The organism is Adhaeribacter aerolatus (assembly GCF_007991635.1).
GTDB classification, from domain to species: Bacteria; Bacteroidota; Bacteroidia; order Cytophagales; family Hymenobacteraceae; genus Adhaeribacter; species Adhaeribacter aerolatus.
Genome location: NZ_BJYS01000002.1, coordinates 104,245 through 118,663, shown reverse-complemented (window position 1 = coordinate 118,663; position 14,419 = coordinate 104,245). Strand labels below are relative to the sequence as shown.

Genomic DNA, 14,419 nt, shown 5'->3' with positions numbered 1-14,419 from the left:
AAGCGGTTAATTGTAAAGGAGATATATTATTTTTCGGTTGATTTAATATTTTAAGCAGAATAAAGTTAGGGAAAGTATCGCGGAGAACCAAAGCCTGCTATTGTAAGGCCGCTGGTTAGTCGTTTACCGTGCTGCAATTTCAAAACTTAGCTTATCCTGGGTTTTGGGCTGCGTTACTTTAAAGTTGATGCGGTAAATGGTATCGCCCCATTTTTGAATAATGCCTTTGTCTTCCATGGCCGTAAGTTTTACTTTTTCCACGGTAGGCTGCATTTGGCTGGCGTTGTATTTTATTACAAAATCGCGGGCTTTGCCTTCCTTCGGGCTGTAATGAATAACCAGTTCGCCGGGCGCTCTTACTTCGGCGGGGTAGCAGGTCATCAGGTGCTGGGTGAGTTCGCCGGCTTCTTTCAGGTTAATAACATCGGCTACCTGCACGTTTTTACCCCGGTTTAACCGCACCGTGCGCTTCCAACTGTTAATACCTGCTTCGGCGGGGTAAGCTTTGGCAATATCCAGCGAAAACTGGGCAAAGTTTTTACCAGCATTGTAATTTACGCCCGTGGCTTTGTATCCGCTGCCCGGCAGTTGGGTTTTGCCGTTTACCGTAGGTGCATTGTGGTGGTCGGAGCAGTTGTACCAGATATCGTAGCGTTTATTGCTGAAGGTTTTGCTCGTGTAAGTTCCCCGGCCCACATCTATCAGTAACGGTTGCCCGTCGTAATACACCACGTAGTTGCCAATATCGTTGTGGTTGTGGCTTTCGTCGTTGTGGCCGCCTTTGGCTGCTACGTACAACCCTTTGGTAGTGCCGGCCTGGTCGCGGGCAACCATCACTTGTAAGTCGGGCAGCCAAACATCTTTGGGCAGCGGCAAACCGCCTTTCGCTTTCTGGTATTCTTCTTGCATAAACAGCGCAAAGAAATTCCGAAAATAATGAAAACGGCCAACAGAGCCATTTTCGGGTTCGCGGTAATAAGCGCCAAAGCGCATCATATCAGCATCCTTAATGTCTTTGCCATAGCGGTAAATCATGTTCGCCGACATTTTAGGTTGCGGATCGGCATCGGCGAAGTTGAGGAAATATTTAGGACTAATTTGGGCGCGGTAAATAAACTTGCCCATGTTCTTAAATTTCTCGTCCTGGTACACATAGGCAAAAGCATCTTTACTGGCCAGGTTCAGCATCGAAATATTATCGTACAACGAGGCCGCCGCGGCACCCCAGTAACTCGGACCTTCGTCGCAGCCACCATCCTGCGGGTACGGGTTCAGAAATTCGTCCAGTACATCTAAAGTTTTAAACACCATATCGGTGCGTTTCTGCTCGTCTTTTTCCAGGAGCAAAGCCGTATTTAACCAGTTCGAACAAATCCAGGGATTCCAGTTATTGGGTGCCCGGCCGTCTTTGTTTTTCGTCATCCAGCCGTGCGGCTTGTTCATAAGCGGTTTAAACAGTCGCGCATTGGTTTCGTTGTAAATTCTTTTGCGGATCAGCGGCGAAACGGCATCCAATTTATCGCCCAAAAAATAATCTACCCAGGCCAGGTAGGTACCGGTTTCGGCGGCGAATAAATCTACCAGCGGATCGGCAGTATTAATTAAACCGCCGTATTGTTTGCCCCGGGGCAGGTGTGCCGGTACGCCCCAGAAAGATTCTTCGCAGATAGACCAAACGCCATCAATTATCGGGTCGAGGAAACGGCCTTTGTTCTCATAAATTTCGGCCAGCAACAGGGTACCCAGCACCTCGCGTTTTTTAAAACTCATCGTCTGGTACTCGTCGCGGTCGCCGGTACGCTCGTATAACAGCGATTTGGTAGCCGGAATGTAAGGCCATTCGTAGTTCAGATAGCCTTCCGCCTGTTTTACGTAAGCCTGCATCATGGCCTGATCGGCTTTGGACCAGCCGGTGCGGTTCTGCAACTTTGGGAAAGGCTCCCAACTGGCCTGCGGAATTAAAACCTTTTTTAGTTCTTCTGCCGTGTATTTGCCGCTAAGCAAGTTTTTCTCCTGCGCCCAGCCCGCCCCGCAAAGCCAGAATAGCGCAAAAATCAATAATATTTTTTTCATGTGAAACTTTAAGTTTGGTTGATTCAATTATTTGTGGTGAATATTTTTATTGGACGTTGGTAGCTAGACGTTGGATATTAGATTCCGCTCACCAAGGGCTGTGAGGACACCAACTGAGGAAAGGGCTCTTTAACAGAGAATAATATTTCATTAGATAGCTTCATCTTTTTAACCTTTTGGGTTTGGCAAAATCCTGTTCCATTTGGTAAGGCAGTTCCCATACTTTATTTCCTTTCTTATTCGTGAAATATAACTTCGATTCCGAGAATTTATCGGCGTTGCCATCGGCCCAGAAAGCGTAAAAACCAGGATGGGCATTTACCGGGCGACGGGCATACGAGTGATTACGCGGGCTGTTTTGGGTAATTTGCCGCTGCTTCTTCCAGGTTTTGCCACCATCTTTACTTACCCACAAAGCCATTTCGCCGCCGGTGCCGTACCGCTGCGGTCCTGGCTCGGTGGGGCCAATGATTTCCCAATGGTCGCCGTTGATGTAAAGCGAGCCCATGTCGTAATTGTGCGTCGATTCACAGACTTTCCGGAATTGCCATTCTTCGTTTTCCCGGGAAATAATTACCCACTCGTGTGGGTCGCCTTTGGGGCCGGGCTGAAAGTGGCGGCTCACGACGGCTAATATTACCGGGTTGCCGTTTTCATCGAAGTTCAGATCGTTCAGATAAACCAGTTTGCCTTCGGCCTGGTAATCTTTTACGATAGCTTCGTACTGCGGATCGGCTAAAGGAATAGTAACTGATTTACCCGATATGGTTTTCCAGGTTTGGCCCATATCTTCAGTTTGCACCAGGTAAATATTGGTACGCTTATCTACGTTGCCGCCGGGATGGTAATTAAACACCGAAACCAGTTTATTCCCGTGCCGGTTGGTAAGCTGGTAATGGCCGCCCATGCCCGCCAGCTTTTGGGCAGGGGCCCAGGTTTTCCCATCCGGACTGGTGGCAAAATACAGTTCCCGGCCTTTGGTGTAGCGGGTAAACATATGGATAAACCCTTTATCGGGCACCCACCAGGGCTGCGGGTAAGTCATATCATCCTCGTATATTTTATCGAAAGCATCAATCTCGTAAGGCTCACGGCTTTTGAAGATTAACCCTAACCGCGCAGTATTCCGGCCGCTCACAAATACCCAGATATACCCTTTTTCATCAATGGAAAGCGAAGCATTGTCGTGGGGGTCGTCTACGCCCATTTTATCATAAACAATTACGGGTTTAGGCACTATGCCTTTCCGGTGATCGTAGTAAGACAGCATAATGAGCAGGTGTTTTTCGTTCTGCTGGGTGGTGCCGCCGTACACGAAAAAAGTTTTTTTCACGGCAGGGGCATAAATAGCTACCGGAATATGGTTAGCGGTATAAGTACCCAAACCACCGGAATATTTATCGCCGTACTCCGAAAACTGCCCCAGCGTAAACCAGATGCCCTTGTACCCATCGGCCCGTTTAATTTGCGCCTCCGCTCCTACTGAAATCAGCAGTACGAACAGCCCAACTAAGGCATAACGCCAGCTTTTAAGTTTATCCATTTTGTACTTTCTTGCTACCACCTGCTTATTTGTTTTTAGCTTCCAAAACCATACTTTGTCCGGCCAGGCCGTCCGCCGGCAACTTAACTTGTATGGTAGTACCTTCTTTTTTGCCTTGCCAATTAGCTTGCCAGTTGTCACCGGTTCCTTCAAAGCGGCTGGTAATATTTAGTTGTAGCGATTGTAACTTGCGCGAAGGGTCAGATACCGTTAATTTTTGGATACCGTTTTTACCTGTCTGGACCATCACCATACAAGGACTTTGGGCGGTAAGCGTTAGACCTTTAGAGATATTTATTTTGCCGGGCTGGTAAAATACGATTTGGCTTACATTAGTAGCTTTATTATTTACCGCCTGCAATTCGGGGGTATTTGCCAATATTTCTAAGGGAGCTTTTTTGCGGTAAGCTTCTACCTGGGCAGCTGCCAGATTGGGTACTACAATATAAGCGTAGCTAGCATTTTGCGGCTTGATGCCGTGGTCGAGCCACACCTTAAACACGTCTTTTTTTACTTCTTTAGTAGTAGCCCAGGTATGATGGTTGATTTCGCGCCAGTTACCGGTAGCGGTATTGTTTTTCAGGTGCAGTGCCGTGGGGGTCGGAAAAATATAGGCAATATTATCGTGGGCCACCCACGAAACTTTATCTAGTGTGTGTTCACCTGATGGCAGAGTTTCTTTCTGGTTATTGCGTTTTACCGTTACCTGCTGGTTCAGCAAACTTTGGTTCAGGGTGGTGGCTACCGGGTAATCGGCTTCGGCAGTAATACCGGCGCCCAGGCAAACGTATTCGTTCTCGAAGAAAAACCAGGCTTTGCGGGCTTTTAGCGGGTCGTGTACGCTGGTTAAATCAATGGCCGCGGCACCCAGGTTGCCATCGGTTACCCCGCCTACAAAATCAGATTTTCCTTTCTTGGCAATTTGCTTCCAGTGCGGCAAAGCGGGTTTCTGCACCACCGTAGTACCGGGTATTTTTTGCCAATCCCACACCGGGAAAATATTAAAATATTCCTGGCCCGTGCGGGAAATAAAATTAGAGCCATCGGCGAAATGGTGGTTTTTCAGGCCCTCCTCGTTGTGTGGTTCTTCCATGTTATTCCCGCGGCTCGAATGCATCCGGACCGAAGCGAAATAGTTGGGTCGCTGGTGGGTAAAATATTCGGAATGCCAGAAAAAGTGGGTCCGCGCTAAATTTGGTTTTATTTCGCCTTGGCGGATTTTAACAATATCCGCCAGTTCGTCGCGGCGGTAGTTCGAGGCTAGCAATAAGTTTTGCGCTAATTCGGCGCTGGCCGGGCTAAGAATATCTTTGCGGGATAAATCACGGTTTTTGGCGCCCAGATCCGGGTACCGGCCGTACACCATCGATTGACAAATACCATCGAGAAAATAATCGACGAGCAATTTCATGGCCGATTCGGGTAAGGTGTATTTGGTACCCGCAATTTTTACGGCCCAGTACGCAAACGAGCTGGCGTAACCAGTGCCGTAAGACAAAGTAGATATTACATTATCGGTGCGATGGTGAAAACTTAAATCCGGCTTAAGCCCCCTACCGGTCGTAACTTTTATTTCATCTGCCATTACCCGCACTACCTTTTCCACAACCTGCTCGTCGCGGGCGAATAAACCTTGTTTACCTAGCATGGCCGCTATTTGAATCAGGTCGCCGCCCGGCCGCGCTCCAAAAGCTTCCAGGCTGGCGCGGTTCGCAATTTTTAAACCTTTCTCGCGCTGGGTTGGGGTTAAATCGGTATCCAGCACCAGCAAAATATTAATCATGTGGCCGGGCGTACCCATTTCGTTCCACCACCAGTTATCGCAAATAAAATCGTGCTTCAGCCAGAAATCCAGCGCCGCCGAAACCGCCTTTTTCAGTTCGGGATTTCCCTGGAATTTAGAACCCGGCTTCTTGAGCGCGCGACCCATATCCAGCATATTTTGCAAATGCTCGCTGTGCTGAAAACCGGTACGCGATACATCCTGATAATTAATATTCGGCCAACTGCCATCCGGCTTTATGGTTTTGATTAGTTGAGTTATTTCGCCTTCCTTAACGGCGGGCTCCAGCAAATCCTCGATAATCCGGGTGCGGATTTTTTCCAGATCAGCATTGGCAGTTTTATCAGGGGCAATATTTTCTGTATTAGATTTTAAAATTTCTGATTTATTGTGCGCAACTGCCCCTAAAGGCAATAAATAAACATAGCAGTAAAAACTTAACAGGCAAACAGATTTATAATTCATGGCGGATAAACAGAGTATTGGAGCAAGAAGTAGCTAAACCTGACTAATAAATAAGTGGCGAGAAATATTTAGATGAATAATTGATTTAGAAATTTACCACCCCTACCCCTCCTAAAACAGGCTACCATTAGGACACATGTTGTGTAAAAAACTGGTTTTCAATTAGTTATAAAATACTGAAATATTTTGTAAAATGTTGATAATAAGCAGTTTATAAAACAAGTGTCCTAATGGTAACCTAAAACAGGAGGGGAGCTTTCAATATATATTAATCGACTTATTTATAGGGCATTAGGTTATAAATATTACTTATCGGCTCGCTTTAATCAAAAGTTAAAAAGGGTTTCATGAGCGTGGGGAAAGTCCAGGCGAAATGGTGCGTGGGGTAATACAGCGGCCGTGCCTCTTTTACATAGGCGTTGTACTTTTCTTCTTTATAAATCGGGTACATGGCCTCCAGTAAGTTGCCGGGCCAGGAACCAGGTTTGCCGGGGTGCGGATTTTGGAACCACTTCCACTCGTCGGGATGCTGGCTGTGGTAAAGCATGTAATCCAGCGCGGTTTTAATGGAGCGGCCGTTTTCCTGGTAAGTAAACAAATTGGTGCCATCGGCCTGGTAGGCTACCCAGCTCGCAGCCGTAATAGGAGCCAGGGAAAAGTAGGTATACCAAATGCCATTGGCCTCGCGCTTAACTTCTTCGGGCATGTGCCCGTCGGGCGCAATTTTATGAAACAAGTCGCTTTTTATTAACCGGATATTTTCGGCCACTTCTGCTTTGTCGTCGAGCAGATAAGCCGTGAGAATAGAGCCCAGCCGGCCCCAATCGGCCCAGTTGTTTTTGCGGTTGCGGATTTCGTCGGCCGATTTCCGGTAAACGTTTTTGGCCCAGCCCATAAATTGCTCTTTATCCTTTTTCTGCCAGCCTTTGTAGTTATAGAGGAGTTCGGCCGAAATAATCATGGCCGTACCGGAGTAAGCCATTACCAGGCTGCCGTCGGCATTCGAATATTTTGTATTCTTGTTTGCCCAGGCCATTAAAAAATCCAGCGATTTATCGGCATACTTTTTTTTACCGCTTAACTGGTAAGCCAGGGCACAAGCGTAAGCATTAAAAGCATCGGTCTGTAAACTTTTGGAGTTGGTCCGGTGGGCAAGCGCATCGCGGTAATAGCCCGGCACATTAAAATCGGCCAAGGCATGGTCTTCTGCCTGTAACGCCGAATCCGCTTCGGCTATTAATACCTGATAAGCCTGGTAGTAAGGCTGCTCTTTTTGTTTGATTTTTTTCTTTACAAAGTCAATCTGCTTCTTCGGGTGCATGCCGCCCGGATGCTCATAAGCAATTGCCGATTGCTGTAAAGCAAGACAGAAGAAAATAATTAATAGGCGTACACTTCGCATTTGAGTTAATTTAAAATTTATTGCCTGTTAAGTAGGCTCAGGTTTTATGAAAATATTACCCCTGAATTTATTAGGAGCGGTTTAATTACTACTCAAAATTTTTAGAGGATAAGTTTAAGCAATCCACATTTGTCGTTCAGGAGGAAACTTTTTGGCTATCTGCTAAATAGGTTCCTCCTGAATGACAAATGTGGGTTCAAAAGCCTTATAGAATTTTACCAATCCCGTACTCCATACCACTACTTACCAGGCAGCGGCGATTTTGGCCAGTGGGCCAATGGATGCACTTTATTGGTTGCTTTCTTCTCGGCGTTTTCCGGAATTAACAAAACTGTAAGGGCACCTTTGGTTTGGGCCGGCATTTTGGCTTCGAAACCGACTAAAGTGGTGCCGGGGTTAGGTGCATCGTAGTCTTTAGGAGGATCGGTAGACCAGGTTTTCATGGTTATTTGCGCCGGTTCCTGCACCTGCAAAATCATCTTTTTACCGTTTTGGGTTAGCTCCGCGCGGTTTTTGCCGGTTATTTTTACCTGGGCTGGCGTTAACATAGTCCAACGAATAGTGCTGGCCTGGGGCATAGTTTCCAATTCGTCGCGTACCACAACATACGCTTGGTCCACGATGGCAATTCCCCGGTTTGCTTTGGCCAGCGAACCTTCGTAAACGGTGCTCATATCGGTAGTGGCACTCATAAAGGCCGGTGCTTTGGAGAAACCCGTAATAGGCGCTTTGCCAGCTACCCGTTGCAGTTCGTTGTTTACAGTAAGCGTATTATGCACCCGGTTGGTGTACCGGAAAACTTCCCAGCGTTGCGCATCCTGGGTGCGGCCAAATAATTGAATGCCTTTTGATTCCAGCGATTCGTAACCTTGCATGCCGAAGTCCATGGCCCAGCGTACGCCATTAGCTTCCATTACAAATGATCCAATGTCCATGTGGGCGTGGTTTACCGATGCCGAACCGCCTTTGAAACCCACGTAAATAGCGTTGGGGTCGGTCCAGGAAGTGCGCATGAGCGCCACCGGCATACTGCCCGCACCGGCCCAGACTTTCTCTGTTGGGGTTGGAATATTTAGAATGCTTTGGCCATTGCTCCAGATCATAATGGCCGGCAACAAGCGATCTCTTACGTGTCTGCTCGCCTCCTCATTTTGCAAGCGGCTGCGCTCTACCCATAACACCGATGGGTCTTTTAATTTATTGGCAAACCAGAACATGGCAGGCTGCAAACCGCCACCGGTACCAGCATCGGAATAGTTAAAAGAGCTACCCGATGGGCCCGTCATGTTTTGCAGGTAACCGGCCGTCTGCAGAAAACCAGGCTGGCTGTTCAAACCAAAATCCTGCCCAAAGGCTTTCTCAATGGCACTGTTAAACATCACGTTAAAGCTGGTGCCGTAGCCCCAATAACCGTAACCTTCGGGGTAAGCGCCCCCTGGACTATAATCTTTCATGGGCAACACAATGGTTTCGATGGCGCGGTTAATAATATTGCGGGCCAGTTCGGGCTGATCTTCGTAAATAGCTAAGGCACCGTAGGCCATGCCGGCATTACAAACCTGATTCCAGTTGTGGGTAACTTTCAGCCAACTGTTGTGCTTGGGGTTCATGGAAGGTTCCAGTCCCTTTTTCAGGATGGCTTCTTTTATAGAAGCTTTGGCAGTTGACGATAAATTTTGATGCAGCCAGTCGTAACCAATGGCCATAGCCATGGTCATTTCGGCTACATCCAGAAAGTGCGAAGGATTCCAGTCGCTAAAACCCGCAATGGCAACCATTTCCTTTTCGGCCCGGGCTAGATATTTTGGTTGCTGGCTTAAGCGATAGGCGTACGACAAAAAGAATATCCGCCGCAAAGCTTCCCGCGATTTATCGAGTAAGCGGCGGCCAATCTGAATTCTTTCTACCGGAGGTTTATCCAGTAAATTATCGCTTTCGGCCAAAATAGCCTGGTGCATTTTCTCCCAGGTTTTATCGGCCGAAATGGTTTTCCGGATAGTGGCTTCTTCGCCTCCTAGCAATAATATACGCGGGTGTGCCGGAAGTTTGGTGTTGGTGGTGATAGGCCCGGTTTGCGCTGCTACCGAAGTGGTAAGCAGCAGCAAAACGGCCAGGGCATTCATTAAGTGGTGGAATAATTTCATTTGGAAAAATTTAGTTGGTATTGTAATTCGGATTGGTTAGCAGCTTAATTAATTATTGCGGATTGGGAACCCAGTTACCTTTGTTGCCTTGCCAGACCCACATCCGCGGATTACCGGCCATTTCCTGCGCTGGTGCATTTTCACGGTGGGCCCGCCACATAGCGGTTACAAACGGATCGAAAGTGGTAGTTTCGGCTTTGGGGCGCGGATGAGTACCGCGCGCATTGGCATACGGATCGTCCAATCGCATCCACCGATCGATGTAATCAAAATGCGCATCGTGGTTCCAACCTTTTATGGCTTTTAGGTACCGCGCTGCGAGGGCAGTTCCGGTCCAGGCGACGGCATTGCAGCACAAGCGGTAGCTCTCGGAAGTTTTATCCCATTTCTCCCATTGTTCTGGCGGTTTCTCTTCGTAGTGGTCGCGCTTGCCGTGGTGCATCACCATCCAATAAAGCGCGTTTTGTCCAAACCAGCCTTTGCCGTAGTAGGTTTGGGTATCTTCGTGGAAAAAGGCGGTTTCGGGCAGTTGCGTAAGCGTGGGGTTATCGAGCATCAGGCTGGCAAATAATATTGGCCACTTGCGGCCGCTCGAATGGCCGCCGCCTTCGTTCCAGTACCCGCCCACCTGGGCTAACCCGTACAAATCAATGCCCCGTTGAATTAAACCTATGGCTAATTTTTCTTTTTGCGCCTGCGGTACATCCAGCAACAGCATTAAACTAGCCATCGAAACCAGGCGGGCGTGTTCACGACCATAATTAGGTCCGTTTTCGTTGGGCACCAGTTCCTGCTGTTCCCAGCTCATGAGGTGGTCCAGCCAAGGCCGCTGGAAATAACGTTCAAATTCTGACCATGAGGGCACTTCGCCGGCGGACTTTAGTTGGGGCAATTTTTTCCAATTAATATTTCGTGCCTGAAAGATTAGTTTTTCGGTACCGGCATAAGGGGGCCGGAACGCATCACGGGGCGGAACGGCTTCTAAGCAAGTTAAAACAGCGGCCGTTTTCATTACGGTCTGACATTTCTTTTCGGATTCCGGCAGAAAATTTTTCGCAAAATTATCGACCGGCAAAGTGGTATTGCTGATAGAAGAAATTAGTGACCGGTTGGGTGCAAGCTGCAAGGGCAACTTAATTACACCATTAGGACTGTACGACCCGGACCGGGAATCGTAGCTTTGTCTGGTACCTACCTTTAGCACAATCATAGAACCGTTGCGCATGGCCGTATCGGTTTTCAGGCTGGTATCGCCCCAATGGTTAATATTTATTTTGGTAGCGTCTTTCCGGATGGGACCGGGCTCCGGGGTAATTTTGGTAATGGTTACAGGACCAACCACCCACCAATCGCCGGTAATAAACTGACCGCTTTGCACGGGTTTATCAAAAGTCCAGGTAATGCCGTATTGGGTTATTTCCTGCCGGTAATCGGTTTTTGCCAAATCGACCCCGGCGTACTGCGGCTTACTGCACCGGGTAAAGGCTAAAAGGAGAAGCAGTTGAAGGGTAACTAAAGTAATTTTTTGCATAAATTATTCTTAAGTCACTGCGCCCGGACTAATATTAAATTTAGTCAAGGCTGTTGAATAAAATTTATCGGTAAACTCGACGCTAAGCAGCTTTATTCTTTTGTTTTAGGTTTGAAAGTCCTGGTATTAATTACCCTTTGGATTTAAACAAAAACACATATTCCTGTCGGAGAACATCTTCCTTTAAATTATTGCCGTTTTTTAGTTATCAGCTAATGTTAATCCTCCCCCTACCCCCTCCAAAGGGGGACTGTTCCTGGTTTTGGCGTTAGGTTAACAGCACTGCCTTTTAAGCTACTGCTGCTAGGGCATTAAGATAACTTTATCCGAACGCACCAGTTGCTGCTCGTTTTGGTTGCCGTTACCAGTATATTTATTGTTTTGAATTTTGCTATTGCGCGCGGCAAAGGCCTCTACGCCATAGCCATCGTTGAACTGAATTTGGTTATTGCTGACGGTAATATTTTCGGAGCCGCGCGACAGAAATTCTACCATTACGCCGCTGTGGTCGTTCGCCTCAATTAAATTATCCTTAATCGTAATATTTTTTGATTCGGAAATTAATACCCCGTAGTAAGCATTGCGGGCTATTTCGGAATTGGTAATAGCGGCATTCTGACAATGGTCTAAAGCGATACCGCTGCCGTGGGGCGAAGTATCCAGGCGGCTGTCTTTAATATTTATGTCGGAACAATGGGTTAACAAGAGGTTGTGTTGCAATTTGGGACCGGGTACTATGTTAGAGCCGTTTTCGTCCAAATCGCAGCGGGTAATATTTACATCCGTAGCGCCACTGATCAGCACGCCGTTAAACGTACAATTTCGCACAGTTAGGTTCGTAAGATTAATGCGCTTCATCTGTCCTTCCTGCAAGGCCCGGAAAATAATACCACCCCGGTTGTAGCCACCACGGTAAGAACGGGCACTGTTGGGATCGCTGGGTGGTTCTGGTTTATTAGAGCCTTCCACTACCAAATCCCGGATGGTTACATCGTGCAGGTCGTTAGCCGCATTAACCAAAGCTTCTCTTTCACCAGAAGCTGGGTCCAGGAAAAGAATGGTACCTAACCCTTCGCCGGCTAATGTTATGTTGCTGGGTATTTTAAGCGTGGTAGGTAAAGTATGTAAGCCCGATTTGGCCACCACCCACTTACCAGTGCCGGCTGCCGAGTTCAGCGCCTGTTGCAATGATTGGCCGGGCGAAACCATAATGGCATTCTCCGGAAAATTAAATTTAGTCCCTGCTCCAGCACCGGCCACATAACCAATGGGGCTTGGTTTGGGTGTACCGGATTTCGTTTGAGCTTTGGTGGCAGGTACCCGCACGGCCGTTAAAATACTGCGGTTAGCCTTTGGGCGGATTGAGTCGAGGGCCATTTTGGTGTAAGGCATTTCTACGCCGCGGGCCTTGTAATGAGCATAAACGGCTTCGTAATCATCGCGAAGGGTTTTGGCCCGCTCCGATATTTTACCGTAACTCTGGGGCTGCTGGCCGAGCAAAAAGCCGGCGGTATACTCGTAGCCTAAAGCCAGCCGGTTACTTCCCAAAGAGAAAAGATCAACGCCCTGCGTGTAAGCTATTTGAGCAGCTCCCGCAAATTCGCCCAAACCTAATTGTACGTGGGCCTGATCGCGGGTACTTTCCTGGCACTGGCCGCTGGGGTAAATATATTTGAAAATACTGCCGTTTACCGGCGCTCGTAAATAATGATTAACCGCATTCTGGAACATTTCGAGGTTATCGGTAAAAATCGCCATGGCCATAATCGAGTGAATAATGGCGCCATCCCAGTTGCCGTTAGCCTGCGGATAATAATGCCGCATTAACGGATAGTACACCGTCATCAGCATATTTGAGAAGTTCTCTATTTCTTTTGGTTGCCAGCCGGCGTTGGTGTAGCGCAATATTTCGGCAGCATTGCAAAGTACATGGCCGGTCCAGGCAGCCAAGAGTTTGGCATCGTTGTAATCAAAATCCCAGAGCACCGGCGCCCAGGCATTTAGTATTTTGATCGCTTTGTCCGCGTAGGCTTTATCCTGGGTAATATACCAAACCAGCGCGCAGTTATAAGCCATTTGGGCACTTTTGGCTAAATCATCGCCGCCAATATTTGGTTTGCCGTAAGGCCCACGCAGCACGTGCGTATGCGGCTTAACGGTATAATTTAAATCTGCTACGGTTTTGAGGCGGGCAAAGGCATCTTTATAAGGGTGTTCGCCTTTCAGCACCAGGCTTCTCAGGTGGGCCAGATCCTGAGCGGTTTGGTCGATGCCCGGATGAATAAACTTTTGCGCCGAAGCACGCGTGGGCATTATGGCGTTTAACGCGGCAGTTAAGGCAAAGAATACCATGCAGACCGTGAAACGCGCTCTCATATCCATCCCAAATAGTTGGTTCTTTAGTTAAGAACCCCGCTTACCGCGGGGTTCTTCTTATTGGTAGTGTATTCTTAGATTATATTCCTTATTAAGAAATTGCCTATTGCAGGGTAAACCGCTTAATACTAATCACGGCACTCTTGTTGGTATTATTTACTGAATTAACAAAGATATAAGCCCGGTATTTGCCATCGGCCGTTTCCACCCAAACCCCTGATTCTGCTCTCATGTTTATAGCAAAATTAGGCGCATCAGCTAAATTAAGTTCCTGGAAATCCAAATCATCAATAAAAATCCCGAACTGTAAACGGGCCAGTTGCTGATCCCTGAGGCCAAAAGCTTTGCTTACCTTAGTACTTTTATTAACTCCCGCCGGAAGCGTTATACCCGGCAAATATTGCGGATCGGCAGCCGGTGAAACCAAAGAATGGGCAAAGGAAGCAGGAGTAGTACGATGCAGGTAAACCAGGTCAATTTTATCGGCGTTGGCAGCAGCGTTGGCTGCGGTATAAACAGCCATATCAGCAATAGAAATATAACTGGCGGCGCCATCTCTTACGGCTAAATCCAACTTCATATCCATTTTAGATATTTGGTAAGGCCCCATCGCGTAAGTAACCGTTTCGCCGTTGCTACTGTTAGCCGTGAAGTTGAAGGTTACAGTTTGGCCACGGGCCGCTTCCGGAATAACGTAATAATAGCGTAGCGTGGCGGCGGTTGTATCGGTGGTAAAAGACACTTTGGTTATTTTACCTTCTGTGGCCGATGGTTCCCCGATTTTTACGCCTACATCCTGGCCACTGCCATTGGTGTAAAAAGATCTGTTTTCGAGAAACGTTCCGGTAGCGCCTTCTATAGATGCTTCTACCTGGGCTGAAACTAATTTACCTCTGGTTCTGGGTACGGCCATAGCATAGGCAAATTCAATTCTTTGTCCCACCAGGTTTGGCCCTAAGGTGCGCTTGATAACATCGTTCTGGAGCGCATCTTTTGTTTCCGGAATAGCGTATTCTTCTTCCTTACAGGCATTCAGGAGCAGAATTATTGCCAGCAGGAAGGTTATATTGATAAAATATTTGTTTTGCATAATCATTTCTTT

Annotated in this window: 8 protein-coding genes; all 8 read right to left on the bottom strand. The window is 47.6% G+C overall.

The genetic code is table 11. The annotated features are described in order from the left end of the window. Positions 1-123: 123 nt before the first annotated feature. Positions 124-2,073, bottom strand: a complete 1,950-nt coding sequence (locus AAE02nite_RS02425; RefSeq protein ID WP_146894856.1) for a heparinase II/III domain-containing protein — start codon at positions 2,071-2,073, stop codon at positions 124-126. Between the two features lie 160 nt (positions 2,074-2,233). Further along, a complete protein-coding gene (locus tag AAE02nite_RS02420; protein ID WP_146894855.1) occupies positions 2,234-3,616 on the bottom strand; it encodes a BNR-4 repeat-containing protein in 1,383 nt (460 codons plus the stop codon). Between the two features lie 25 nt (positions 3,617-3,641). Then, positions 3,642-5,864 carry a polysaccharide lyase family 8 super-sandwich domain-containing protein gene (locus AAE02nite_RS02415; RefSeq protein ID WP_146894854.1) on the bottom strand — a complete coding sequence of 741 codons (2,223 nt, stop codon included), beginning with the start codon at positions 5,862-5,864 and terminating at the stop codon, positions 3,642-3,644. Between the two features lie 322 nt (positions 5,865-6,186). After that, entirely contained in the window at positions 6,187-7,266 is a 1,080-nt protein-coding gene (locus AAE02nite_RS02410) for an alginate lyase family protein (RefSeq protein WP_246150742.1), read from the bottom strand. A 239-nt stretch (positions 7,267-7,505) separates the two neighbouring features. Next, positions 7,506-9,410: a heparinase II/III domain-containing protein gene (locus tag AAE02nite_RS02405; protein ID WP_246150741.1), complete on the bottom strand. Its 1,905-nt coding sequence runs from the start codon at positions 9,408-9,410 to the stop codon at positions 7,506-7,508. 52 nt (positions 9,411-9,462) lie between these two features. After that, on the bottom strand, positions 9,463-10,941 hold the full coding sequence (locus tag AAE02nite_RS02400) for a hypothetical protein (RefSeq protein ID WP_146894853.1): 1,479 nt from the start codon (positions 10,939-10,941) through the stop codon (positions 9,463-9,465). 303 nt (positions 10,942-11,244) lie between these two features. Beyond that, positions 11,245-13,317 carry a right-handed parallel beta-helix repeat-containing protein gene (locus AAE02nite_RS02395; protein WP_170252504.1) on the bottom strand — a complete coding sequence of 691 codons (2,073 nt, stop codon included), beginning with the start codon at positions 13,315-13,317 and terminating at the stop codon, positions 11,245-11,247. A 103-nt stretch (positions 13,318-13,420) separates the two neighbouring features. Further along, entirely contained in the window at positions 13,421-14,407 is a 987-nt protein-coding gene (locus AAE02nite_RS02390) for a DUF4466 family protein (protein ID WP_146894851.1), read from the bottom strand. Positions 14,408-14,419: the final 12 nt, after the last annotated feature.

What these genes read in the sequence shown, in the direction of transcription:
- AAE02nite_RS02425 (WP_146894856.1), bottom strand. Translation starts at nt 2,073, where the DNA reads ATGAAAAAAATATTATTGATTTTTGCGCTATTCTGGCTTTGCGGGGCG.
- AAE02nite_RS02420 (WP_146894855.1), bottom strand. Translation starts at nt 3,616, where the DNA reads ATGGATAAACTTAAAAGCTGGCGTTATGCCTTAGTTGGGCTGTTCGTA.
- AAE02nite_RS02415 (WP_146894854.1), bottom strand. Translation starts at nt 5,864, where the DNA reads ATGAATTATAAATCTGTTTGCCTGTTAAGTTTTTACTGCTATGTTTAT.
- AAE02nite_RS02410 (WP_246150742.1), bottom strand. Translation starts at nt 7,266, where the DNA reads ATGCGAAGTGTACGCCTATTAATTATTTTCTTCTGTCTTGCTTTACAG.
- AAE02nite_RS02405 (WP_246150741.1), bottom strand. Translation starts at nt 9,410, where the DNA reads ATGAAATTATTCCACCACTTAATGAATGCCCTGGCCGTTTTGCTGCTG.
- AAE02nite_RS02400 (WP_146894853.1), bottom strand. Translation starts at nt 10,941, where the DNA reads ATGCAAAAAATTACTTTAGTTACCCTTCAACTGCTTCTCCTTTTAGCC.
- AAE02nite_RS02395 (WP_170252504.1), bottom strand. Translation starts at nt 13,317, where the DNA reads ATGAGAGCGCGTTTCACGGTCTGCATGGTATTCTTTGCCTTAACTGCC.
- AAE02nite_RS02390 (WP_146894851.1), bottom strand. Translation starts at nt 14,407, where the DNA reads ATGCAAAACAAATATTTTATCAATATAACCTTCCTGCTGGCAATAATT.